Source organism: Streptomyces sp. NPDC050610, from assembly GCF_040654875.1.
In the GTDB taxonomy this organism is placed as follows: domain Bacteria; phylum Actinomycetota; class Actinomycetes; order Streptomycetales; family Streptomycetaceae; genus Streptomyces.
The window spans coordinates 1-24,060 of record NZ_JBFAIV010000021.1; the positions used below are offsets into that span (position 1 = coordinate 1).

A 24,060-nucleotide genomic window follows, 5' to 3' on the forward strand; every position below is an offset into this window, starting at 1 on the left:
GGCTCGTTCTTCTTCGCCGAGATATCGCGGACGACCTCTTCGGACAGCCCGCGCTTGGCCGCGGCACCGGCCACATCGGAATCGGCCCAGCCGTATTCATACGTGCCCAGACCCTCAAGCTCGGGGTGAGCAGTCTCCGTAGGGAGCGTCATGCGGGGTTCCTCCCGGCCGTGCTGGTGGATGCTGTGGTGGTTTGTGGAGCGGGCTCTGTCCCGCTGCGCGGAATGAACGTCGTGCACACCCCGTCGCCGTGGGCGATGGTGGCCAGACGCTGCACGTGAGTCCCGAGCAGGTGGGAGAAGACCTCGGTCTCCGCCTCGCACAGCTGCGGGAACTGCTCGGCGACATGGGCGACCGGGCAGTGGTGCTGGCAGAGCTGTTCGCCGACCGGTGCGCTGCGCGCCGTAGCAGCGTACCCGTCTGCGGTCAATGCCTTGGCCAGCGCCTCAGCGCGCCCGCGGGGCTCGGCGGCCTCGACGGCGTCCCGATACCCCTCGGCCTGAGCCGCGAGCCGGGCCCGGGCGAACGCGGCTACCGCCGCCTCGCCCATCTCGCCGCCGCCCGCGGCTTGCGCGATCCAGCGCAGGGCGTCCGAGGCGAGCTTGTCGTATGCCTGGTCGAAGGCGTCCCGGCCGCACTCGGTGAGCGCGAAGACCTTGGCGGGGCGCCCGCGGGTGCGCGCGCCGTAGACGCGCTTCTCACGGGGCTCCACGACGCCCTCGGCGACGAGGGTGTCGAGGTGGCGGCGGACCGCCGCCTGGGTCAGCTGGAGCCGCAGGGCGACCTCGGCCGTAGTGGACGGGCCGTGGTCGAGGATGGAACGGACGACGCGATTGCGCGTGCCGCGCTGCTCGTCGAGGACGGGCGCGGGCGCAGCGCCGCCGGGCCCTGTGGCCGGAGTGGCCGCGGGTCCCGTCTGAGCCTCGCTCACGTTTTTCACAACGCTATTGTTGCGTAATTCCCTGGACCACGACAAGCCCTGCCCGACCGGCCCGACGGTGGTCTCGATCACTTAGGGTCACCTAATCCGGGCCTGTTTCCGCCCCGGGCCACCGCCGGCCGCCGCCGGTTCGTAGACTTCCCGGCATGCGAAACGAGCCCGCCGTCGAGGTCGTCGGCCTGGTCAAGCGGTACGGCGCGAAAACCGCGGTGAACGGGCTGAACCTGTCCGTGGCGCGCGGGACCCTGACGGCCGTGCTCGGCCCCAACGGGGCGGGCAAGACCACCACCATCGAGACCTGCGAGGGATACCGCCGGCCCGACGCCGGAACGGTCCGCGTACTGGGACTCGACCCCGTGGCCGAGTCCGCCGCGCTCCGTCCGCGCATCGGGGTGATGCTCCAGAGCGGCGGGGTTTATCCGGGAGCGCGCGCAGAAGAGATGCTGCGCCACACCGCCTCCCTGCACGCGCACCCCGTGGACGTCGACGCGCTCATCGAGCGGCTGGGGCTGGCCGCCTGCGGCCGCACCTCCTACCGGCGGCTGTCCGGCGGGCAGCAGCAGCGGCTCTCCCTCGCGATGGCCGTCGTGGGCCGCCCCGAACTCGTCTTCCTGGACGAGCCGACCGCGGGTCTCGACCCGCAGGCACGCCACGCCACCTGGGAACTCGTGCGCGAGCTGCGCGCCGACGGCGTCACCGTCGTACTCACCACCCACCACATGGACGAGGCCGAGCAGCTCGCGGACGACGTCGCGATCGTGGACGGCGGCAAGGTCATAGCCCAGGGCAGCCCCGAGCAGCTGTGCAAGGGCGGCGCGGAGAACACCCTGCGCTTCGGCGGCCGCCCCGGACTGGACCTCGTCTCGCTGCTGAAGGCGCTCCCCGCCCAGTCGGCGGCCGTCGAGCTGACCCCCGGCACGTACCGCGTCTCCGGCGAGGTCGACCCGCAGCTGCTGGCCACCGTGACGAGCTGGTGCGCGCAGAACGGCGTCATGCCCGACCGGATCTCGGTCGAGCGGCACACCCTGGAAGACGTCTTCTTGGAGCTGACCGGCAAGGAGCTGCGGGCATGACGGCGTACGACACCCCCGGCCGGGGGCACGGGGGTCGCCCCCCGGAAGACGACAGCCTGGAGCTGACCGGCAAGGAGCTGCGCGCATGAGCGCTACGGGCACGTTCACCCCGAATCCCGGCGCGGCGCCGCTCCCTCGGATGATCCGGGCGCAGGCCGCCCTGGAGACCCGGATGCTGCTGCGCAACGGCGAACAGCTGCTGCTGACCATCATCATCCCGGCTCTGCTGCTGGTCCTCTTCAGCGCCGTCGACATCATCGATACCGGCGGCGGGAAGTCCGTCGACTTCCTCGCCCCCGGCGTGCTGGCCCTCGCCGTGATGTCCACGGCGTTCACCGGCCAGGCCATCGCGACCGGCTTCGAACGCCGCTACGGCGTCCTGAAGCGGCTCGGCGCGTCGCCGCTGCCACGCTGGGCGCTGATGACCGCCAAGACGTGTGCGGTGCTGGTCACCGAGGCCCTCCAGGTGGTGCTGCTGGCGGTGATCGCCTTCGCCCTGGGCTGGTCCCCGCACGGCAATCCGCTGGCCGTACTCCTGCTCCTGGTGCTCGGAACCGCCGCGTTCTCCGGTCTCGGCCTGCTGATGGCGGGCACGCTGAAGGCGGAGGCGACGCTGGCCGCCGCGAACCTGGTCTTTCTGCTGCTGCTGGTCGGCGGCGGCGTGATCGTGCCGCTGGACAAGTTCCCCGGCGCGGCGCGGAGCGTCCTGGAACTGCTGCCGATCTCGGCGCTCTCCGACGGCCTGCGCGACGTGCTCCAGCACGGCGCGGGGATGCCGTGGGGCGACCTCGGCATCCTCGCCGTATGGGCCGTGCTCGGCCTGGGCGCCGCCGCCCGCTGGTTCCGCTGGGAGTGACCCCGGCGGCGTCCGTGCGACACCGTCCGGACCCTGTGCGAGAGCCCGCGGAAGAGCCCCGGAACACCGACTCGGCCCCCAAGTGAAAAGATGCACAAGCACCTGATTACGATGAGCGCGTGCCGAATACGCTGAACCCCCTCCAGCTCATCGCCGACCGCTGGCAGCCCTCCGCGCGCTTCGTGCGCGGAGCCGCGCTGGCCACCGTCGTGATGGCCGTGATCATCGTCGTCACCGGCGGCGCGGTGCGGCTGACCCAGTCCGGGCTCGGCTGCCCGACCTGGCCGACCTGCACCGAAGAGAGCCTGACGCCCACCGGGGCGATGGGCATCAACGGCATCATCGAGTTCAGCAACCGCATGCTGACGTATGTGCTCTGCGGGGTCGTCGGCCTGTTCATCATCGCCTCGCGGGCCCTCGCCCCCCGCCGCCGCGGCCTCACCCGGCTCGGCTGGGCGCAGTTCTGGCTCGTGATGGGCAACGCGGTCGTCGGCGGCGTCACGGTGCTGACCGGCCTGAACCCGTACATCGTCAGCTCGCACTTCCTGCTGGCCTCCGGTCTGCTGACGGTCGCGGTGATCACCTGGCAGCGCTCCCGCGAGGGGGACGCCGAGCCGCGCGACCTCGTCGGCCGGCCGGTGCGGCAGCTGTCCTGGGTGCTCGTCGCGGCGAGCGCCGCGCTGATCGTCATCGGCACCGTGGTCAGCGGCGCGGGCAAGCACGCCGGCGACGCGTCCAAGGACGTGCGGCGCATCCCGCTGGACTGGCGCGAGGTCACCCAGCTGCACGTGGACTTCGTCTTCATCGTCGTCGGGCTGACGGTGGCGCTGTGGTTCACGCTGCGGGCCGTGAAGTCCCCCGCGGAGCCGCGCCGCAAGGTGCTGGAGATGTTCGTGGTGCTGCTGGCGCAGGGCGCCATCGGCTATGTGCAGTACTTCACCGACACGCCCGAGCTGCTCGTCGGGGTGCACATGTTCGGGTCCTGCCTGGTGTGGATCGCGGTGCTGCGGGTCTTCCTGTCGCTGCGCGAGCGCGCCGAAGCACCGATGCTGCCCGCGCCCTCGGGCGAGCAGCCTTCCGGCGAGCAGCCCTCGGGCGAGCACGAAGCCGTTCAGCCCGCCGCCCCGGCCGCGTCCAGCCGGTAGATCCGCCGGGCGGTGCCGGCCGCGACGAGCGAGGCGATCCGCCGCGCGTCGGCCCGCCCGCAGACGCCGTCGGCGACCCATTCGGCGACGAGCCGGTCCATGGCCGACACGAACCGCCGCGCGCCCACCACGTAGAGCTCGGCGAGCGCCCGCGCGCCCGTGGAGAACAGCAGCTTGCCGAACGGGGCCTCCCCCAGCGTCTCCTGGGGCCGGGGCCCCGTATCCGCGTACACGTGCGGGAAGACCGCGGCGAGCTGCGCGGCCCGCCGGTGGTGCCGGAGGCCGGGCAGCAGCACCAGGTCGGTGCCGAGGCCGGTGGTGGCGCGCAGGAATCCGGTCAGCCGCCGCGGGTCCTGGCAGTGCAGTTGTACGGGCAGGCCGGTGGCGACGGCGCTCCACAGCAGATGGCCGACGAGCGCGGGGTCCCGCGGCCAGGAGCCGGTCCGGCGGGTGGCCAGCCAGCGGTCGGCGGTGCGGCGCACGCGGTCCGCGCCGGGCGGCTCGTCCTCGCAGACGTCGACGCCCAGGGCGAAGGCGGTCGCGTGCTGGGCTGCCGCGTACAGCGCCTCCGCGGTGTAGGCGGAGAAGGAGTCGGCGGACCCTGAGGTGTCCGCGACCTGTTCGGCGAGGGATTCCAGGCGTACGACCTCGTGAGCGCGGCCCTCGGCGGCGTCCGCCAGTTCCGGGGCCGACGTCAGTTCGCCGGGCGCGCCGGTGTCCAGCAGATAGGTGCCGATGCCCGACCCGCGCAGCAGTGCGCGGCCGGCCTGGTACGCGCCGAGTTCGCGCCGTCTGGCGAGGTAGCGGACGGGCGGGCAGTGCGGTTCCAGGCCGAGCAGCGGCGGGCACCAGCGGCGCACGGCGAGGCCGGCCCAGCCGTCGTAGTAGGTGGTGCCCGGCGGCGCGGGGCCGGCGGCTCCGGCGGCCTCGGCGAGGTGGGCCTCGAAGGTGCCGAGGCCGAGTTCGCCGTGGACCGCGCCATGGCTGTACTGATCGACGAGCGACGGCATGCCGTCCATCCGCTCCTCCTCGCCCGAGCGCCGGGGCGGCCGTGGGGGCCGCGGGGCCGCTCTCCGGTGGGTCTAACGGCCGAGGGGCGCGTCAGTTATCGGCGGTGGGATTGCCGGGGCCGCCGACTTGGATGCCCGCCATGCGGCTCCACTCGTACGGGCCGGTGCGGACCTTGGCGGCGAGGTCGCCGTCGAAGTCGTCCTGGAGGCCGATGCCCGCGAGCTCGGCGGCGTCGCGGGCGCTCTCGTGGGAGGGGGCGACGAGGTTGCCCCATTCGCCGTCGGCGCCGACGAGGGCGACCCTGGTGACGCCGCGGCCGATGTGCGCGAGCTGGCCCTCGGCGCTGCCGCCGTGGTGCTCGGCGAACGCCTTCATCTGCTTCGCGAGGCGCTTGGCGTGCCCGGCCGTCCGGCGCTGGGCCTTGTCGGGCGCGGTGTCGGGCGCGTTCTCTTCGGCCTGCTGCGGGTCGGCCTGCTGGGTGTCTGCCATGGCCAGGATGCTACCGACGGGTAAGGGAAATGGCGACGGGCGGGACCGGTGGCCTTGGCCACCGGTCCCGCCCGGGAGTTCCAGAGTCGCGCGTCAGCGCAGGAAGGGGTCCACCGCGACCGCCACGAAGAGCAGCGACACGTAGGTGATGGACCAGTGGAAGAGCCGCATCTCCTTGAGCTTGGCGCCCGTGACCCCGGCCTTGGCGCGGGCCAGCAGCCCGTGCGCCTCCTTGAGCCACCAGCCGCCGGTCACGACGGCCACGGCCGGGTAGAACCAGCCGGTGTACCCGAGCGGCCACAGCGTCAGCGACACGGCGACCATCACCCAGCTGTAGATGACGATCTGCCGGGCGACCACCGTGTTGGAGGCGATGACGGGCAGCATCGGCACGCCAACCCGCGCGTAGTCCTCCTTGACCTTCATCGACAGCGGCCAGTAGTGCGGCGGCGTCCAGAAGAACATGACGAGGAAGAGGACCACGGCGGCCCAGGAGACCGAGTTGGTGACCGAGGACCAGCCGATGAAGACCGGCATGCAGCCCGCGATGCCGCCCCACACGATGTTCTGCGACGTGCGCCGCTTGAGGACCATCGTGTAGAGGACGACGTAGAAGAGGAGCGCGCCCAGCGACAGCGCGGCGGACAGCCAGTTGACGAGGAGTCCGAACCACAGCGTCGAGACGACCGCGAGGACGAGCCCGAAGACCAGGCCCTCGCGCGGCGAGATCAGGCCGGTCACCAGCGGGCGCTGGGAGGTCCGGTCCATCATCGCGTCGATGTCGCGGTCGATGTACATGTTCAGCGCGTTGGCGCCGCCCGCGGACAGGTAGCCGCCGAAGCAGGTGGCCAGCACCAGCCACAGGTTGGGCACGCCCTGTTCGGCGAGGAACATCACCGGCACTGTGGTGATGAGCAGCAGTTCGATGATCCGTGGCTTGGTGAGAGCTACGAACCCTTTGACACGGGCCCCGAACGGCCGGTGGCTAGGGCTCGTAGCGAGCACCCCCGCAGGACGGGATTCGACGGCCGTCACGCACACCCCTGGTTCAGTGACTTCAGCGGCGGACGCCGCGATAAGACCCAGCAAGCACCGGGCGTGATGGCCCGGTAAAGACTTGCGCGTACCACGCCACTCTAGACGTAGCGGATACCTCGGCCTTCGCGGGGGTGGGCCCGTGTTGGACGACGTCCCGCTTCGGAGGAACGGCCCCGCTCAGGAGGCGGGGCGCGGGCTTCGCGGGCACCCTGGATACACGGCCGCACCTGGGCGCCGGGAATGACCGAGCCGCGCGTTCGGTTGCCGCAGACGTCGGGTCAGGCAACCGACCGCACGTCGAAAAGGCGCACGTTCCGGCGGGGGTAGGCTCGACAGCGCCCGGCTGACACACCGTCCCGCGGCACTCGACATGTGGAGAGGAGCCCTGACGCAGGGTGAGCACCAAGCCGACCACCACAGACCTCGACTGGACCGATCTGGACCAGCGGGCCGTAGATACCGTCCGCGTCCTGGCCATGGATTCCGTGCAGAAGGTCGGCAACGGCCATCCCGGCACGGCCATGAGCCTCGCGCCCGCCGCGTACCTGCTGTTCCAGAAGCTGATGCGGCACGACCCGAGCGACGCCGACTGGACCGGCCGTGACCGGTTCGTCCTCTCCCCGGGTCACACCAGCCTCACCCTCTACATCCAGTTGTACCTGGCGGGGTACGGCCTGGAGCTGGACGACCTCAAGTCGTTCCGCACCTGGGGCAGCAAGACCCCCGGCCACCCCGAGCACGGCCACACCCGCGGCGTGGAGACCACCACGGGCCCGCTGGGCCAGGGCATCGCCAACGCGGTGGGCATGGCGATGGCCGCCCGCTACGAGCGCGGCCTGTTCGACCCGGACGCCGCCGCCGGCGCCTCCCCCTTCGACCACACCATCTGGGCGATCGTCTCCGACGGCGACGTCGAAGAGGGCATCTCGGCCGAGGCCAGCTCACTGGCCGGCCACCAGAAGCTCGGCAACATCGTCGCGATCTACGACGACAACCACATCTCGATCGAGGGCGACACCGAGACGGCGCTCTCCGAGGACGTGCTGAAGCGGTACGAGGCGTACGGCTGGCACGTACAGCGCGTCGAGCAGTCCGCCAACGGCGACTTCGACGTCAAGGCCCTCTACAAGGCGCTGAAGGCGGCGCAGGCCGAGACCGAGCGCCCCTCGATCATCGGGGCCCGCACGATCATCGCCTGGCCGGCCCCGAACGCGCAGAACACCGGCGCCGCGCACGGCGCGGCGCTCGGCGACGAAGAGGTCGCCGCGACCAAGAAGGTGCTGGGCTTCGACCCGGAGCAGACCTTCCAGGTCGAGGACGAGGTCTTCGCCCACGCCCGCGAGGTCGTCGACCGCGGCCGCGACGCGCACGCCGCCTGGAACAAGCGGTTCGAGGAGTGGCGCGCCGCCAACCCGAAGCGCGCCGCCGAGTTCGACCGGATCAACGCGGCCGAGCTGCCCGACGGCTGGGAGAAGGCGCTGCCGTCCTTCCCGGCCGGCAAGGCCGTCGCGACCCGCAAGGCGTCCGGCGAGGTCCTGAAGGCGCTGGGCGACGTGGTCCCCGAGCTGTGGGGCGGCTCCGCCGACCTGGCCGGCTCGAACAACACCACGATCGACGCCTCGTCCTCGTTCCTCCCGGCGGGCAACCCGCTGCCGGAGGCCAGCCCGTACGGCCGTACGGTGCACTGGGGCATCCGCGAGCACGCCATGGGCTCGACCATGAACGGCATCGCGCTGCACGGCAACACCCGCATCTACGGCGGCACCTTCCTGGTGTTCTCCGACTACATGCGCCCCGCCGTGCGGCTCGCCGCGCTGATGCGGCTGCCGGTCACGTACGTGTGGACGCACGACTCCATCGGCCTCGGCGAGGACGGCCCGACCCACCAGCCGGTCGAGCACATGTCCGCGCTGCGCGCGATTCCGGGCCTGAACATGGTCCGTCCGGCCGACGCCAACGAGACGGCCACCGCCTGGCGCGAGATCATGCGCCGCCACAACGCCAAGCCCGCGCCGCACGGCCTCGCCCTCACCCGGCAGAACGTGCCGACGTACGAGGCGAACGAGGACGCCGCCAAGGGCGGTTACACCCTCTTCGAGGCCGAGGGCGGCCGGCCGCAGGTCATCCTGATCGGCACCGGCTCCGAGGTCCAGCTGGCCGTCGAGGCCCGCGAGGCGCTCCAGGCCGAGGGCGTTCCCACCCGGGTGGTGTCGATGCCGTCCGTCGAGTGGTTCGAGGAGCAGGATCAGGCGTACCGCGACGGCGTGCTGCTGCCGGACGTGAAGGCGCGCGTCGCGGTCGAGGCCGGGATCGGCCTGACGTGGCACCGCTTCGTCGGCGACGCCGGCCGGATCGTCTCGCTGGAGCACTACGGCGCCTCCGCCGACTACAAGGTGCTCTACCGCGAGTTCGGCCTGACATCCGAGGCTGTCATCGCCGCGGCCCGCGAGTCGCTCGCCGCCGCCGGCCGCTGACGCCCGTATACGACAAGTAGGAGATGCAATTTCCATGACGGACGCACTCAAGCGCCTCTCCGACGAAGGCGTCGCGATCTGGCTGGACGACCTGTCGCGCAAGCGCATCACGTCCGGCAACCTGGCCGAGCTGATCGACCAGAGCCACGTCGTCGGCGTCACCACCAACCCGTCGATCTTCCAGAAGGCGATCTCCTCGGGCGACGGTTACGAGCAGCAGCTCGCCGACCTCGCGGCCCGCAAGGTCACCGTCGAGGAAGCCATCCGCATGATCACGACGGCGGACGTCCGCGACGCCGCCGACATCCTGCGGCCGGTCTTCGACGCGACGGACGGCCAGGACGGCCGGGTCTCCATCGAGGTCGACCCGCGGCTGGCGCACAACACCGGGGCCACGGTCGCCGAGGCCAAGCAGCTCGCCTGGCTGGTGGACCGCCCCAACACCCTGATCAAGATCCCGGCCACCAAGGCGGGGCTCCCGGCGATCACCGAGACGATCGGCCTGGGCATCAGCGTCAACGTCACGCTGATCTTCTCGCTGGAGCGCTACCGCGCGGTCATGGACGCCTACCTGGCCGGTCTGGAGAAGGCCAAGGCCGCGGGCCTGGACATCTCCAAGATCCACTCGGTGGCGTCCTTCTTCGTGTCCCGCGTGGACACCGAGATCGACAAGCGCCTCGACGCCCTCGGCGGCGACGCCAAGGCACTGAAGGGCAAGGCCGCGCTGGCCAACGCCCGCCTCGCCTACCAGGCGTACGAGGAGGTCTTCTCCTCCGACCGGTGGACCGCGCTGGAGTCGGCCGGCGCCAACCGGCAGCGTCCGCTGTGGGCCTCGACCGGCGTCAAGGACCCGGCCTACAAGGACACCCTGTACGTGGTCGACCTGGTCGCCCCGAACACGGTGAACACCATGCCGGAGGCCACCCTGGAGGCGACCGCCGACCACGGCGAGATCACCGGTGACACGGTGCGCGGCACGTACGACGAGGCGCAGAGCCAGATCGACGACCTCGCCGCCGCCGGGGTCTCCTACGACGATGTCGTGCAGCTCCTGGAGGACGAGGGCGTCGACAAGTTCGAGGCGGCCTGGGTCGACCTCCTGAAGTCCACCGAGGCCGAGCTCAAGCGTCTGTCCCCTTCGGAGGCGTGACCTTGTCCCCTGTATCCGCAAGCGGAGTCAACCCGCTGCGTGACGCACAGGACCGGCGGCTCCCGCGTATCGCGGGGCCGTCGGGCCTGGTCATCTTTGGCGTCACGGGCGATTTGTCCCGCAAAAAGCTGATGCCCGCGGTGTACGACCTCGCCAACCGCGGCCTGCTGCCGCCGGGCTTCTCACTCGTCGGCTTCGCCCGGCGCGACTGGGAGAACGAAGACTTCGCCCAGGTCGTCCACGACGCCGTCAAGGAACACGCGCGCACCCCCTTCCGCGAAGAGGTGTGGCAGCAGCTCGCCGAGGGCTTCCGGTTCGTCCCGGGCGTCTTCGACGACGACGAGGCGTTCAAGACCCTCAAGGCCACCATCGACGAGCTCGACAAGGCCCGCGGCACCGGCGGCAACTTCGCCTTCTACCTCTCCGTACCGCCGAAGTTCTTCCCCAACGTCGTCGAACAGCTCAAGAAGCACGGGCTGTCCGAGGGACCGGGCGACTCCTGGCGGCGCGCGGTGATCGAGAAGCCGTTCGGCCACGACCTCAAGAGCGCGCAAGAGCTCAACCAGATCGTGCACGACGTCTTCCCGCCCAACGAGGTCTTCCGGATCGACCACTACCTGGGCAAGGAGACGGTCCAGAACATCCTGGCGCTGCGGTTCGCCAACACGATGTTCGAGCCGATCTGGAACCGGTCCTACGTCGACCACGTGCAGATCACCATGGCCGAGGACATCGGCATCGGCGGCCGGGCCGGCTACTACGACGGCATCGGCGCGGCCCGCGACGTCATCCAGAACCACCTGCTCCAGCTCCTCGCGCTCACCGCGATGGAGGAGCCCGGCTCCTTCCACCCGAAGGCGCTGGTCGCGGAGAAGCTCAAGGTGCTGGGCGCGGTCGAGCTGCCCAAGGACCTCGGCGCGCACACCGTACGCGGCCAGTACGCGCACGCCTGGCAGGGCGGCGAAGAGGTGTCCGGCTACCTCGAAGAAGAGGGCATCGACCCCAAGTCGAAGACCGACACCTTCGCGGCCATCAAGCTGGAGATCAACAACCGCCGCTGGGCGGGCGTCCCCTTCTACCTGCGCACCGGCAAGCGCCTGGGACGCCGCGTCACGGAGATCGCGGTGGTCTTCAAGCGCGCGCCGTACCTGCCCTTCGAGGCCGGGTCCACCGAGGAGCTGGGGCAGAACGCCCTGGTCATCCGGGTGCAGCCGGACGAGGGCGTCACCGTGCGATTCGGCTCCAAGGTGCCCGGCACCTCGATGGAGGTCCGGGACGTCACCATGGACTTCGCCTACGGCGAGTCCTTCACCGAGTCCAGCCCGGAGGCGTACGAGCGGCTCATCCTCGATGTGCTGCTCGGCGACGCCAACCTCTTCCCCCGGCACCAGGAGGTCGAGCTGTCCTGGAACATCCTCGACCCGATCGAGGAGTACTGGGACAAGCACGGCAAGCCCGCGCAGTACGCGTCGGGCACCTGGGGGCCGGCAGAGGCGGACGAGATGCTCGCACGAGACGGCAGGAGCTGGCGCCGGCCATGAGAATCGATCTGACGGACACCACCTCGTCCCGTATCAACGCGGGTCTCATCGAGGCCCGGCACTCCATCGGCACCCCCGCCGTGGGAATGGTCCTCACCCTGGTCATCGTCACCGACGAGGGCAGCGCCTACGACGCGCTCAAGGCCGCCGGCGACGCGTCGCGGGAGCACCCCTCTCGCATCGTGGCCGTCATCAAGCGGCCCGGCCGCTCCCCGCGCGACCGCAAGATGGCCCGGCTGGACGCCGAGATCCGGGTCGGCTCCGACTCCGGCACCGGTGAGACCGTCGTCCTGCGCATGCACGGCGAACTGGCCAACCACGCCGAGTCGGTCGTCCTCCCGCTGCTGCTGCCGGACGCCCCCGTGGTGGTCTGGTGGCCCGAGGACGCGCCGGACAACCCGGCCGCGGACCCGCTCGGCAAGCTGGCCCAGCGCCGGATCACCGACGCCGCCGCCGAGGAGGACCCGGTGACCGCGCTCGGGGTGCGCGCCGAGGCGTACGCGCCCGGCGACACCGACCTCGCCTGGACCCGGATCACGCCGTGGCGCAGCATGCTGGCCGCGGCGCTGGACCAGAAGCACTCCGCGATCAGTTCCGCGGTCGTGGAGGGCGAGGCGTACAACCCGAGCAGCGAGCTGCTCGCGCTGTGGCTCGCCGATCGGCTGAAGGTGCCGGTCGAGCGGAAGGTCTCGGAGGGTCCCGGGCTCACCGCGGTCCGGCTGACCACGGCGGACGGCGTCATCTGCCTCGACCGCGCGGACGGCGCGCTGGCCGAGCTGGCCATGCCCGGCCAGCCGGACCGGCACGTGGCGCTCAAGCGGCGGGAGACCGCCGACCTGATCGCCGAGGAGCTGCGACGGCTCGACCCGGACGACATCTACCGGGCGACGGTGACGCTGGGCGTCAAGCAGCTGACCAGCGCGGACAAGCCGGCGGAGACGCCGGCCCCCGGCGGGTCCGCTGACGAGGCGCCGAAGAAGGACGCTCCGGCGGCCGCGAAGAAGAGCGCTCCGGCCAAGGGCGCTCCGAAGAAGGCGACGTCCAAGTGAGCGCCCCGCAGATCGTCGTGCACCGGGACAAGGAGCTGATGGCGCAGGCCGCGGCGGCCCGGCTGATCACGAAGATCGTGGACGCGCAGGCCGCCCGGGGCTCCGCCTCGGTCGTGCTGACCGGCGGGCGCAACGGCAACGGGCTGCTCGCGGCCCTCGCCGCGGCGCCCGCCCGGGACGCCGTGGACTTCTCACGGCTCGACCTGTGGTGGGGCGACGAGCGGTTCCTGCCGGACGGGGACCCGGAGCGCAACGTCACCCAGGCCCGCGAGGCGCTGCTGGACGCGGTGGACCTCGACCCGGCCCGCGTGCACGAGATGCCGGCGTCCCACGGCCCGTACGGCAACGACCCGGACGCGGCGGCGGAGGCCTACGCGGCCGAGCTGGCCGCGGCCGCCGGGCCCGAGGACCACGGCCCGGTGCCGTCCTTCGACGTGCTGCTGCTGGGCGTCGGCCCGGATACGCACGTCGCGTCGCTCTTCCCCGAGCAGCCGGGCGTACGGGAGAGCGAGCGCATGGTCGTCGGCGTACGCGGCGCGCCCAAGCCCCCGCCCAACCGCGTCTCCCTGACGCTCCCCGCGATCCGCGCGGCCCGCGAGGTCTGGCTGCTGGCGGCGGGCGAGGACAAGGCGCGGGCGGTGACGATCGCCCTCTCGGGCGCGGGCGAAGTCCAGGCCCCGGCAGCCGGCGCCTACGGCCGCACCCGCACCCTCTGGCTCCTGGACCGAGCAGCGGCGGCGGACCTCCCCCGCTCGCTGTACCCGCCGGCTTCGGCGTAGGGCGGGACGGGACGACTCATCGATCTCCTCACAGCTGGGAAACCAGCCCGTCCGGCGATCGATCGTTACGGCCACGGCCACCTCCCAGCGTTGGCCGGGAGGAGATCGATGGGCACCACATCCAGCCCGTCCGGCGATTGAGGACCGGGGCCCGGGGCGGAGCCCCGATCTGTGAGCCGTACATACGCACCGAGCCCCGGTCACCGCGAAGGTGACCGGGGCCCGGCGTGGCGGAGAACCTCAGCGCCCCCGCAGCGAACGGTAACGCGCGACCAGCGCGGCGGTGGACTCGTCCAGCCCGGAAACCTCGGCGCCCTCACTGAGCGCGGGCTCGATCCGCTTCGCGAGCACCTTGCCCAGCTCGACGCCCCACTGGTCGAAGGAGTCGATGTTCCAGATGGCTCCCTGCACGAACACCTTGTGCTCGTAGAGCGCGATCAGCTGCCCGAGCACCGACGGGCTGAGTTCCTTCGCGAGGATCGTGGTGGTGGGCCGGTTCCCCTTGAACGTCTTGTGCGGGACCAGCTCGGCCGGCACCCCTTCCGCCGCGACCTCCTCCGGCGTCTTGCCGAAGGCGAGCGCCTGCCCCTGCGCGAACAGGTTCGCCATCAGCAGGTCGTGCTGGGCCACCAGGCCCGGCAGCAGATCGTCCACCGGCTCGGCGAAGCCGATGAGGTCGGCGGGGATCAGCTTGGTGCCCTGGTGCAGCAGCTGGTAGTACGCGTGCTGGCCGTTGGTGCCGGGCGTGCCCCAGACGACGGGCCCGGTCTGCCAGTTCACCGGCTCGCCGTCGCGGTCCACGGACTTGCCGTTGGACTCCATGTCCAGCTGCTGGAGGTAGGCCGTGAACTTCGACAGGTAGTGGCTGTAGGGCAGGACCGCGTGCGACTGCGCGTCGTGGAAGCCGCCGTACCAGACGCCCAGCAGGCCCAGCAGCAGCGGGACGTTCTCCTCGGGCGGGGCGCAGCGGAAGTGCTCGTCGACGAGGTGGAAGCCCGCCAGCATCTCCCGGAATCGGTCCGGCCCGATGGCGATCATCAGGGACAGGCCGATCGCCGAGTCGTACGAGTAGCGCCCGCCGACCCAGTCCCAGAACTCGAACATGTTGGCCACGTCGATGCCGAACTCCGAGACCTTCTCGGCGTTGGTCGACAGCGCCACGAAGTGCTTGGCGACGGCGTCCTGGCCGGCTCCGAGGCCGTTCAGGAGCCAGTCGCGGGCGGAGGTGGCGTTGGTGATGGTCTCGATGGTGGTGAAGGTCTTCGAGGCGATGATGAACAGCGTCTCGGCCGGGTCGAGGTCCCGCACTGCCTCGTGCAGGTCCGCGCCGTCCACGTTCGAGACGAAGCGGAACTGGAGGTCGCGGGCGGTGAAGGCGCGCAGCGCCTCGTAGGCCATCGCCGGGCCGAGGTCGGAGCCGCCGATGCCGATGTTGACGACGGTCTTGATCGGCTTGCCGGTGTGGCCCTTCCAGTCGCCCGAGCGCACCCGGTCGGCGAAGACCTGCATCTTGGTGAGCACCGCGTGCACGGCGGGGACCACGTTCTGGCCGTCCACCTCGATGACCGCGGACTCGGGGGCGCGCAGCGCGGTGTGGAGGACGGCGCGGTCCTCGGTGGTGTTGATCTTCTCGCCGCGGAACATCGCGTCCCGCAGCTCGCTCACTCCGGCCGCGGCCGCCAGCTCGCGCAGCAGGCGGAGCGTCTCGTCGGTGACGAGGTGCTTGGAGTAGTCCAGGTACAGGTCGCCCACCTGGAGGCCGTAGCGCTCGCCGCGCCCGGGGTCGTCCGCGAAGAGGTCCCGCAGGTGCACCTCCCCCAGCTCGTCCCGGTGCTTGGCCAGCGCGTTCCACTGAGGCATCTGGTCGAGCCTGCTGCGGCCGTCTGCGTTCATCTCGGACATCAGCCCACTTCTTCTCGTACCTGTCCCGCCGCCTTCCAACCTAATTGATCAGACTCCGGTATGAGACGTCTGCCCGCGGTCCGCCGCCATTCCGCTGTCCGCCTCCTTGAGGGCGGGTGAGAGCGCGAGGACCGCGAGGACGAAGAGCGCCGCCGCGAGCAGCATCGGCGTGTTCAGCCCCCAGGCGGCGGCCACCGCTCCCCCGGCGAGCGCGCCGAAGGGCGCGCCCGCCACGCCGAGCGTGCGGAACGCGGCGCTGGTGCGGCCGAGCATCCCGGCGGGGCTGCGGCGCTGCATCAGGGTCACCTGGGTGACGTTCCAGAGCATGCCGACGAAGCCGAAGACCGCCATGGCGGCGATCGCGGCCGGCAGGAAGCGGGCGGTTCCGAGCACGGCCAGGCAGCCGGCCTGGAGCCCGCCGCCGAGGAACAGGCTCCGGGCCGGCCCGAGCCGTCCCGTGATCCGCCCGGCGGCCAGGCCGCCCGCCACCCCGCCGATGCCATAGGCCGCGACGGCCGCCGCGTAGCCCGCGTCGCCGGCGTCCAGCCACCCCTTGACCAGCAGCGGGAGCATGGCGATGAGCGCGCCGACGCCGACGTTGCACAGGGTGGTGGACGCGCACAGCCAGCGCAGCAGCCGGTCGCGCCAGAGCGCCCGTATGCCGTCGGCTATCTCGCGCCGCAGGGTGCGCCCGGCGGCGCGGGCCGGCCGCCGCGGCGGGTCCGCCCGCAGCCCGGCCACGAGGACGGCCGCGAGGAGGTACGTGCCCGCGTCGGCGGCGTACGGCATGGCGAGGCCGATGCCGAGGAGCACCGGGACCAGCGGCGCCCCGACGAACGAGCCGGCTATCTGCTGGCCGGTCATCAGCCGCGCGTTCGCGGTGCCCAGCGCCGCTTCGTCCACGACGGCGGGCAGCAGGGCCGTGGCCGCGTTGTCGAAGAGCGTCTGGAGGGTCGTGAGCGCGAAGGCGACCGCGATGAGCAGGCCGATCGTCGCCGCCCCGCAGGCCACGGCGGCGCCGAAGGCCGCCATGAGCAGGGCGCGGACCACGTCCACCGCCCACATGGCCCGCCGCTGGTCGACCCGGTCCGCGACGGCGCCGCCGAGCAGTCCGAACAGCAGCCACGGCAGGAATCCGGCGGCGGTGACCAGCGAGACGAGCACCGGCGAATCGGTCAACGAGACGGCGAGCAGGGGCAGTGCGGCGGAGCGCAGCGCGTCTCCGACGCGGGAGATCACGGCCGCCGACCACAGCCGCTTGAAGCCCCCTCCGACACCCGGACGGACCACTCTCTCGTCAACCGCCGTCACAGCTCCCCCGTTTCCCGCACCCGCTCCGGCCATTGACGAAACCGTAGCGGCGACCACTGACAACGGCCCGGCCGCGCACCCTCAAAGGGTGCGCGGCCGGGCCGTGTTGGTCAGGAGCCGTGCTTCCTGCCGTCGCTCTCGTCCGGTCGGACTCGCTCAGATCTCGCCGCGGAGCTTGGCGAGCGCCTCGGCGAGGATCGCCTCGCCGTCCGCGTCGCTGCGCCGCTCGCGCACGTACGCGAGGTGCGTCTTGTACGGCTCGGTACGCGGCGGGTCCGGCGGATTGTCCCGCTCCTTGCCTGCGGGGAAACCACAGCGCGGGCAGTCCCAAGTGTCGGGAATCTGCGCGTCGCTGGCGAAGCTCGGCTGCGTCTCGTGCCCGTTCGAGCACCAGAAGGAGATGCGGAGGCGCGGCGCGGACTCGCCTCGCTCGGCCTCCCCCATCGGCCCCGCTCCGACCCGACTTCCTCGGATCGCGTTGCCACTTGCCACGGTCGTAACTCCCTGCGTGATGGTGCCGCGAAGCGTCAAATGAGCAGCTCCGCTGCGGGCGCCCCAGTCTACGTAAGGCCCAACGCGCGTCCAGTGGCCGGAGTTACCGCCCGTCCCCGGGACGCAAGGCCCATGATAGGCCGCGCATACGACGGTACGTCAGCTGTCGAGCTTCATCAGCAGGCCGAGCACAATGATGCAGACGAACCACAGCACGCCGACGACGATGGTGATCCGGTCGAGGTTGCGCTCGGCGACCGAGGAACCCCCGACGGAGGACTGCATGCCGCCGCCGAACATGTCGGAGAGGCCGCCGCCCTTCCCCTTGTGCATGAGCACCAGCATCATCATCAGCAGGCTGAAGACGATGAGGGCGATCGAGAACCCCAAGACCACGGCTGGACCAACTCTCTCGGACTGAACACTCTCGGACTGAAAACGCCAGAACCGCTAAGGAACACTGAAAACGGCGCAGGGCCGGGCGGCGCGTATACGCCGGTCCCGGCCCCGACAGGGTACGACGGGTGGGCCCCATCGTCATAGCAGCCGTAGCCGCCGCCCGCTGCTACTGGTCGCGGAACCTGACGATCTTGACGAACTCGTCCACGTCCAGCGCCGCGCCGCCCACCAGGGCGCCGTCGACGTCCGGCTGCGCCATGATCGCCGCGACGTTGCCGGACTTCACGGAGCCGCCGTACTGGATGCGGACCTTGTCGGCCAGCTCCTGGCCGTAGAGCTCGGCGAGCCGCCCGCGGATGGCGCCGCAGACTTCCTGCGCGTCCTCGGGGGTGGCGACCTCGCCGGTGCCGATCGCCCAGACCGGCTCGTAGGCGATCACGATGGACTCGGCCTGCTCGGCCGGGACGTCCGCGAGGGCGCCGTCGAGCTGCGCGAGGGTGTGCGACACCTGGTTGCCGGCCTTGCGGACGTCCAGGCCCTCGCCGACGCACAGGATCGGGGTGAGGCCGTTGAGGTAGGCGGCCTTGACCTTGGCGTTGCAGACCTCTTCGTTCTCGCCGTGGTACTGGCGGCGTTCGGAGTGCCCGATCGCGACGTACGTGCACTTCAGCTTGGCGAGCATCGCGCCGGAGATCTCACCGGTGTACGCGCCGGAGGCGTGCGCCGACAGGTCCTGGGCGCCGTACTTGATCTTGAGCTTGTCGCCGTCGACCAGCGTCTGCACCGACCGGAGGTCGGTGAACGGCGTCAGCACGGCGACCTCGACGGACTCGTAGTCCTTGTCGGCGAGGGCGAAGGCGAGCTTCTGGACGTGCGCGATGGCCTCAAGGTGGTTGAGGTTCATCTTCCAGTTGCCCGCCATCAGCGGGGTGCGGTCACTCACGGTGATTCAGTCCTCCAGTGCGGCGAGGCCGGGGAGCGTCTTGCCTTCGAGGTATTCGAGGCTCGCGCCGCCGCCGGTCGAGATATGGCCGAAGGCGTTCTCGTCGAAGCCCAGCAGGCGCACGGCCGCGGCCGAGTCGCCGCCGCCGACGACGGTGAACGCCGGGCTGTCCAGCAGCGCCTGTGCGACGGCTTTGGTGCCCTCGGCGTAGTCGGGGTGCTCGAAGACGCCCATCGGCCCGTTCCAGAAGACGGTGGCCGTGTCGGCGAGCTTCGAGGCGTACAGCTTGCGGGTCTCGGGACCGATGTCCAGACCCTCCTGGTCGGCCGGGATGGCGTCCGCGGCGACCGTCGTGGGGTTGGCCGGAGCCTTGGTCTCCAGGTCCGGGAACTCACCGGCGACCAGGACGTCGACGGGGAGCACGAACTCCACGCCGCGCTCCTCGGCGCGCTTCAGGTAGCCCTGGACCTTCGGGATCTGGTCCTCCTGGAGCAGCGAGATGCCGACCTCGTGGCCCTGGGCCTTGAGGAAGGTGTACGCCATGCCGCCGCCGATCAGGATGCGGTCGGCCTTCTCCAGCAGGTGCTCGATGACCCCGAGCTTGTCGGAGACCTTCGCGCCGCCCAGGACGACGGCGTAGGGCCGCTCGACCTCGGCGGTCAGCTTCTTCAGGACGCCGACCTCGGTGGCGATGAGGTAGCCGGCGGCGTGCGGCAGCCGGGCCGGGAGGTCGAACACGGAGGCGTGCTTGCGGTGCACCGCACCGAAGCCGTCGCCCACGTACAGGTCCGCGAGTTCCGCGAGCCGGTCGGCGAACGCGCCGCGCTCGGCGTCGTCCTTGCTCGTCTCGCCCGCGTTGAAACGGAGGTTCTCCAGCAGCGTGACCTCGCCGTTCGCCGTTGCGGCTACGGTGGCCTTCGCGCTGTCGCCGACCGTGTCGGTGGCGAACGAGACGTTCTTGCCGAGCAGTTCGCCCAGTCGCGCCGCGGCCGGCGCGAGGGAGAACCGCGGGTCCGGGGCGCCCTTCGGGCGGCCCAGGTGTGAGGCGACGATCACCTTGGCGCCCGCCTCGGCGAGCGCGCTGACCGTCGGGACGACGGCGCGGATGCGTCCGTCGTCGGTGATGGCGGTGCCGTCCAGCGGCACGTTGAGGTCGGCGCGGACGAAGATCCGCTTCCCTTCGACCCCGTCCTGGATGAGTTCGTCGATCGTCTTCATGGTGACTCCGTCGTAGTCAGTCATGAGACAGGGCCCGGACGGCGCGTCATCGCGCCGCACGAGCCCTGTCCTTCACATCTCGGTGCCCGGGTCAGGCAACGGTCAGAGCTGCCCGCCGACGTAGGTGGTCAGGTCCACCAGGCGGTTGGAGTAGCCCCACTCGTTGTCGTACCAGCCGATGACCTTGACGCTCTTGCCCTGGACCATGGTCAGGGAGGAGTCGAACGTGCAGGAGGCCGGCCAGTTGACGATGTCCGAGGAGACGATCGGGTCCTCGGTGTACTCCAGGATGCCCTTGAGCTGGCCTTCGGCGGCCTTCTGGAACGCGGCGTTGACCTCGTCCTTGGAGGCTTCCCGCTCCAGCTCGATGACCAGGTCGGTGACCGAGCCGGTGGGGACCGGGACGCGCATGGCGATGCCGTCCAGCTTGCCGGCGAGCTCCGGGATCACCAGGGCGGTGGCCTTGGCGGCACCGGTGGTGGTCGGGATGATGTTCTCGGCGGCGGCGCGGGCGCGGCGCAGGTCCTTGTGCGGGAAGTCCAGGATGCGCTGGTCGTTCGTGTACGCGTGGACCGTGGTCATCATGCCCTTGACGATGCCGAAGTTCTCCAGGAGAACCTTGGCCATCGGCGCCACGCAGTTGGTGGTGCAGGAGGCGTTCGAGATGACGTGGTGGTTGGCCGCGTCGTACTTGTCCTGGTTGACGCCCATCACGATCGTGATGTCCTCGTCCTTGGCGGGCGCGGAGATCAGGACCTTCTTGGCGCCGGCGGCGAGGTGCTTGGCGGCGTCGGCCTTCTTGGTGAAGATGCCGGTGGACTCGATGACGATGTCGGCGCCGAGCTCGCCCCACGGGAGGGCGGCCGGGTCGCGCTCGGCCATCGTCTTGAAGGTCTGGCTGCCGACCGTGATGGTGTCGTCGGTGTGGCTGACCTCGTGCTTCAGGCGACCCAGGATGGTGTCGTACTTCAGCAGGTGAACCAGGGTGGCGTTGTCGGTCAGGTCGTTGACACCGACGATCTCGATGTCCGCACCCTGCTCCAGCAGGGCGCGGAAGTAGTTACGACCGATACGGCCAAAGCCGTTGATGCCTACGCGGATCGTCACGAACCGATCTCCTCGTTGGTTTGCCGGTCTGGACGCCGGCGAGCTGTATGGGATGTCCCCGACCTAGTCCGACCCTACCTCTAACAAGGGACGTACGTGACATTGGCAGCGCTGGCCCGCACCCCTTGTCGCGGGGTGCGGGCCGGCGCTCCCGGTCACGCTCGGTCAGCCGCGGACGGCCCGCAGCGCGCCGCCCAGGAGCTTGGCCCGCTCGGCCGCTCCCGGCACGTGTTCCAGGCCGAAGCCCAGCAGGACGGTGTCGCGGGTGGTGACGGCCGCCGAGGAGTGGAAGAGCTCCTTGGAGCGGGTCCAGTCGGAGGCGCTCGCCGGGCTGCCGGGCGGCGGTCCGGGCACGGTCCAGGGGGCGAGGGCGGTCTCGAACCCCTCGGTGGGCTGTGCGGCGCCGCCGATGACGATCTTGGTGCTGTCGACGAAGACCCCGCGCCCTCCGGTGTTGGGGTCGGTGACGTACGAAACGGCCAGCTCGACCTTCTTGCCCGCGTAGGCGCTCAGGTCGAAGGAGGCCGGCTGCCAGCCCGCCGAGGAGCCGGTGAAGCGGTGCCACGCCCCCGAGGTGCCGCGCGGCTGGCAGCTGCCGTCGCCCAGGGTCAGGTAGTGGGTGAGCCAGGGGTGCAGGTTGATGTAGTAGCCCTGCCCGCACTCGGCGGGGACGTCGGTGGTGGTGCCGCCGTTCGCGTCGGGCAGCGTGGTCCAGTCGTCCTGGCCCACCGTGTGCGCCTCGACGACCGCGTTGTCATAGCCCTTTTCGGTGTCGTAGCTGAGCTGGAGGGCGAGGCCCGGCTTGTCCGCGGCGCTCGCGCCGGTCAGGTCGACGGTGCGGGCCAGCCGCGTATAGGCGCTGTCCTGGTGCTGAGCGGTCGCCATCCAGTCGCCCTCGTACGGCTGGGAGGGCGGGCGCGGGCCCTGGTAGTCCCCGGCGGCGGCGCCGGTGAACTGCGGGAATTGGGCCGGCGGCAGGGAGTCGGAGGTGACGGCGTACGAGCCGGCCGCGTCAAGGGGGTTGCCGGGGGCGTCCGCGAGGTTCGCGGCGACGTCCTTGAGGCCGCCCGCGCCGGTGAACTTCGTGGGCGCCTTGAGGGACGTACGGCCGTACGCGCCCAGGTAGTACTGGCTGAAGTCGTCGGTGTCGGCCGGGCCGACGCGCGAGCTGCCGCCGGCCAGCTCGCCGCTGGTGACGACCTTGCCGCCTTCGTTGATGAAGTCGCGCACGGCGAGCAGGGTCGGGCCGCCGGGGCGGTTCGCGCCGGTGTACCAGAGCACGGTCCGGAAGTGGCCGAGCACGCCGAGGGCGTGCGGCGCGCCCTGTTCGGCGACGTCCCAGACGGCGGCCTTGCGGCCGTTGTCCGCGAGGGCCTTGGTGTAGGCGGCGAGGTGGCGGGCGGGGCCGGCGCCGCCCTCGTCGGCGAGGATCAGGGTGTCGGCGCGGGGCCGTTCGGCGACCGTGTAGGTGAAGGGCTTGCTGGACGTGCTCGCCCCGTCGCGGGTGCGGCCGGTGAACCAGACCTGCACCTTGGAGCCGACCGCGGCGTCCTCCACCTGGGCCCGGTACTGGTCGAAGCGGAGGTTGTCGTCGCCTCCGTACCGTTCGCCGCCCGTCCACGCCTTCAGCGGTTCGGTGTGCGTACGGCCGCCGTCCACGCGGTAGTTGAGCCGCTTGTCGCGGAGGCTCTTGCGGGCGGTGACGGCGACCTGCTGGCCCTCGCCGCGCGCGTAGGAGATGGCGAAGGTGTCGGGGCTGAAGTCGGGCGCGGGGATGCCCACCGAGGAGGCCGGCCGGTCGGGGTGGAGGGAGCTCTCGGCGACCGAGAGGGCGAAGGGGATGTTCTTGGCGAACTCCCGCTGGATCAGTTTCTCGTCGTCCGGGAAGTTGAAGACGGACTGGCAGTCGGCCGGGTTCCAGGGGTCGTCGGGGTCGACGGCGGAGGCGGTCTGGCAGGTCGACATCTCCGGGGTGAACATCATGACCCCGTTGACGTTGGCCGCGTGGCCGTCGGCCTCGCCGTTGGTGGTGTACAGCTCGGAGGAGACCTGCGGGTGGTAGCCGGGGATCGCGGGGTTCTCCGGCGTGCCGGCCAGGGACCGGTAGATCACGTCGTCCGGGGTCGGCGTGGCGACCTGCCAGCCGACGCCGTAGAGGATGAGTTCGGCCGCGGAGTGGTAGTTGACGGCGTACTTGAAGCCGATGCGCTTCTCGAACGCGTCGAGGGCCTGGGTCTCCGGCTCGGAGGAGGGGCTCTTGCCGCGGTAGGTCTCGCTCGCCGGGCGGGGCGACGAACCCTCGTTGTCGTAGCCCCATTTATAGGAGAAGTTGCGGTTGAGGTCGACGCCGTCGCCGGCCGTGATCTTGCCGTCGCCGTTGTTGTCCCGCAGGTTCTTGCGCCAGAGCCGGTTGGCGGGGTCCTTGAACGTGTAGTCGTAGCCGTCCGGGTTGGCGGAGAGCACGAACCACAGCTCGGACCGGTCCACGAGCTTGGTGATCTGCTCGTTCCTGCCGTAGTTGTCGAGGTAGTAGTGGAGCAGCCGGCGGGTCATCTCGGGCGTGATCCACTCGCGGGCGTGCTGGTTGGAGGCGTACAGCGTCGAGGGCTTCTCGCCGTCGGGGATCTTCTTCGCGCCCTTGCTGAGCTTGAGCGCGAGGATGTCCTGGCCGTTCAGCGTCTTGCCGATGCTGACGACCTTGGTGATGTCCGGATGGGCCTGCCCGGTCTCGACGATCTCCTGCTGAAGTCCGTTCTTGCCGCTGTACGGGCGGAAGACGCCGTCCCCGGCGGCCTTGAGCCGCTCCGTCGTCCGCTTGGAGATCTTCTTCTCGGCGAGGCGGACGCCCTGGCCGCGGAGGGTCGCGGCCTGGCCGCCGGTGAGGTACAGCTCGACCGGGGCGGTGCCCTTGTCCGGTATTCGCCTGCCGAGCTCCTGCCCGTCCACGCCTGCCCGCAGCAGCGTCGGCAGCTGCGCGCGGCCCACGTCGGCGGCCCATACGGACAGTCCGTCCCCGCCCGCCCGGTCCTGTGCCTGTGCCTGTGCCTGTGCCTGTGCCTGTGCGAAGGGTGCTGCGGCCAGTCCGCCGAATAACAGCGATGTCACTGCGAGAAGCGCTCTCGCCTTGCGTCTCATGTGCCCCC

Annotated in this window: 20 protein-coding genes and 1 pseudogene; 8 read left to right on the forward strand and 13 right to left on the reverse strand. The window is 71.0% G+C overall.

The features are described from left to right. Together AB0I22_RS24460 and AB0I22_RS24465 are read right to left on the reverse strand one after the other, a co-directional pair. Positions 1-152: pseudogene (locus tag AB0I22_RS24460) on the reverse strand (Fe-S cluster assembly protein SufB); the annotation flags it as partial. Further along, positions 149-940 carry an ArsR family transcriptional regulator gene (locus tag AB0I22_RS24465; protein WP_363133021.1) on the reverse strand — a complete coding sequence of 264 codons (792 nt, stop codon included), beginning with the start codon at positions 938-940 and terminating at the stop codon, positions 149-151. The pseudogene AB0I22_RS24460 and the gene AB0I22_RS24465, both read right to left, overlap by 4 nt. Before the next feature lie 146 nt (positions 941-1,086). Here AB0I22_RS24465 and AB0I22_RS24470 point away from each other — a divergent pair, with 146 nt between their 5' ends. From AB0I22_RS24470 to AB0I22_RS24480, 3 genes are all read left to right on the forward strand, one after another. After that, positions 1,087-2,013: an ABC transporter ATP-binding protein gene (locus AB0I22_RS24470; RefSeq protein WP_363133022.1), complete on the forward strand. Its 927-nt coding sequence runs from the start codon at positions 1,087-1,089 to the stop codon at positions 2,011-2,013. Positions 2,014-2,098: 85 nt separating this feature from the next. Next, positions 2,099-2,869 carry an ABC transporter permease gene (locus AB0I22_RS24475; protein WP_363133023.1) on the forward strand — a complete coding sequence of 257 codons (771 nt, stop codon included), beginning with the start codon at positions 2,099-2,101 and terminating at the stop codon, positions 2,867-2,869. 119 nt (positions 2,870-2,988) lie between these two features. Then, positions 2,989-4,014, forward strand: a complete 1,026-nt coding sequence (locus AB0I22_RS24480; protein WP_363133024.1) for a COX15/CtaA family protein — start codon at positions 2,989-2,991, stop codon at positions 4,012-4,014. Here the strand turns inward: AB0I22_RS24480 and AB0I22_RS24485 are convergent. From AB0I22_RS24485 to AB0I22_RS24495, 3 genes are all read right to left on the reverse strand, one after another. Continuing rightward, positions 3,981-5,033, reverse strand: coding sequence for an amidohydrolase (locus tag AB0I22_RS24485; RefSeq protein WP_363133025.1), 1,053 nt, complete (start codon positions 5,031-5,033; stop codon positions 3,981-3,983). The two genes, AB0I22_RS24480 and AB0I22_RS24485, sit on opposite strands and share 34 nt — an antisense overlap. An 82-nt stretch (positions 5,034-5,115) precedes the next feature. After that, entirely contained in the window at positions 5,116-5,514 is a 399-nt protein-coding gene (locus AB0I22_RS24490) for a hypothetical protein (protein WP_363133026.1), read from the reverse strand. A 93-nt stretch (positions 5,515-5,607) separates the two neighbouring features. Then, positions 5,608-6,555, reverse strand: a complete 948-nt coding sequence (locus tag AB0I22_RS24495) for a heme o synthase (RefSeq protein WP_363133144.1) — start codon at positions 6,553-6,555, stop codon at positions 5,608-5,610. Positions 6,556-6,947: 392 nt separating this feature from the next. Between AB0I22_RS24495 and tkt the strand changes: the two genes are divergently transcribed. Genes tkt through pgl form a run of 5 tightly spaced genes read left to right on the forward strand, consistent with a single transcriptional unit; the run spans position 6,948 to position 13,545 of the window. Then, complete coding sequence (tkt, locus tag AB0I22_RS24500; RefSeq protein ID WP_363133027.1) at positions 6,948-9,026, forward strand: transketolase; 2,079 nt, start codon at positions 6,948-6,950, stop codon at positions 9,024-9,026. 34 nt (positions 9,027-9,060) lie between these two features. Then, positions 9,061-10,176, forward strand: coding sequence for a transaldolase (gene tal, locus AB0I22_RS24505; protein WP_363133028.1), 1,116 nt, complete (start codon positions 9,061-9,063; stop codon positions 10,174-10,176). Positions 10,177-10,178: 2 nt separating this feature from the next. Next, on the forward strand, positions 10,179-11,717 hold the full coding sequence (gene zwf / locus AB0I22_RS24510) for a glucose-6-phosphate dehydrogenase (protein ID WP_363133029.1): 1,539 nt from the start codon (positions 10,179-10,181) through the stop codon (positions 11,715-11,717). Continuing rightward, positions 11,714-12,766 (forward strand): glucose-6-phosphate dehydrogenase assembly protein OpcA, encoded by a 1,053-nt coding sequence (gene opcA / locus AB0I22_RS24515; RefSeq protein WP_363133030.1) that lies wholly within the window; start codon positions 11,714-11,716, stop codon positions 12,764-12,766. The genes zwf and opcA overlap by 4 nt, the downstream gene beginning before the upstream one ends. Continuing rightward, positions 12,763-13,545 (forward strand): 6-phosphogluconolactonase, encoded by a 783-nt coding sequence (gene pgl / locus AB0I22_RS24520; RefSeq protein ID WP_363133031.1) that lies wholly within the window; start codon positions 12,763-12,765, stop codon positions 13,543-13,545. The genes opcA and pgl overlap by 4 nt, the downstream gene beginning before the upstream one ends. A 240-nt stretch (positions 13,546-13,785) precedes the next feature. On the opposite strand, the gene pgi is transcribed toward pgl, so the two are convergent. The 8 genes from pgi to AB0I22_RS24560 form a co-directional block, all read right to left on the reverse strand. Continuing rightward, on the reverse strand, positions 13,786-15,438 hold the full coding sequence (pgi, locus tag AB0I22_RS24525) for a glucose-6-phosphate isomerase (protein WP_363133145.1): 1,653 nt from the start codon (positions 15,436-15,438) through the stop codon (positions 13,786-13,788). 57 nt (positions 15,439-15,495) lie between these two features. After that, positions 15,496-16,758 (reverse strand): MFS transporter, encoded by a 1,263-nt coding sequence (locus AB0I22_RS24530; RefSeq protein WP_363133032.1) that lies wholly within the window; start codon positions 16,756-16,758, stop codon positions 15,496-15,498. Positions 16,759-16,914: 156 nt separating this feature from the next. Continuing rightward, positions 16,915-17,250, reverse strand: a complete 336-nt coding sequence (locus AB0I22_RS24535; protein WP_363133033.1) for an RNA polymerase-binding protein RbpA — start codon at positions 17,248-17,250, stop codon at positions 16,915-16,917. Between the two features lie 159 nt (positions 17,251-17,409). After that, entirely contained in the window at positions 17,410-17,646 is a 237-nt protein-coding gene (secG, locus tag AB0I22_RS24540; protein WP_363133034.1) for a preprotein translocase subunit SecG, read from the reverse strand. A 169-nt stretch (positions 17,647-17,815) separates the two neighbouring features. After that, positions 17,816-18,592, reverse strand: a complete 777-nt coding sequence (gene tpiA, locus AB0I22_RS24545; RefSeq protein WP_363133035.1) for a triose-phosphate isomerase — start codon at positions 18,590-18,592, stop codon at positions 17,816-17,818. A 6-nt stretch (positions 18,593-18,598) separates the two neighbouring features. Then, entirely contained in the window at positions 18,599-19,810 is a 1,212-nt protein-coding gene (locus AB0I22_RS24550; protein ID WP_363133036.1) for a phosphoglycerate kinase, read from the reverse strand. 102 nt (positions 19,811-19,912) lie between these two features. Next, positions 19,913-20,917 (reverse strand): type I glyceraldehyde-3-phosphate dehydrogenase, encoded by a 1,005-nt coding sequence (gene gap, locus AB0I22_RS24555; RefSeq protein WP_363133037.1) that lies wholly within the window; start codon positions 20,915-20,917, stop codon positions 19,913-19,915. Positions 20,918-21,082: 165 nt separating this feature from the next. Further along, positions 21,083-24,052 (reverse strand): M14 family zinc carboxypeptidase, encoded by a 2,970-nt coding sequence (locus AB0I22_RS24560; RefSeq protein WP_363133038.1) that lies wholly within the window; start codon positions 24,050-24,052, stop codon positions 21,083-21,085. Positions 24,053-24,060: the final 8 nt, after the last annotated feature.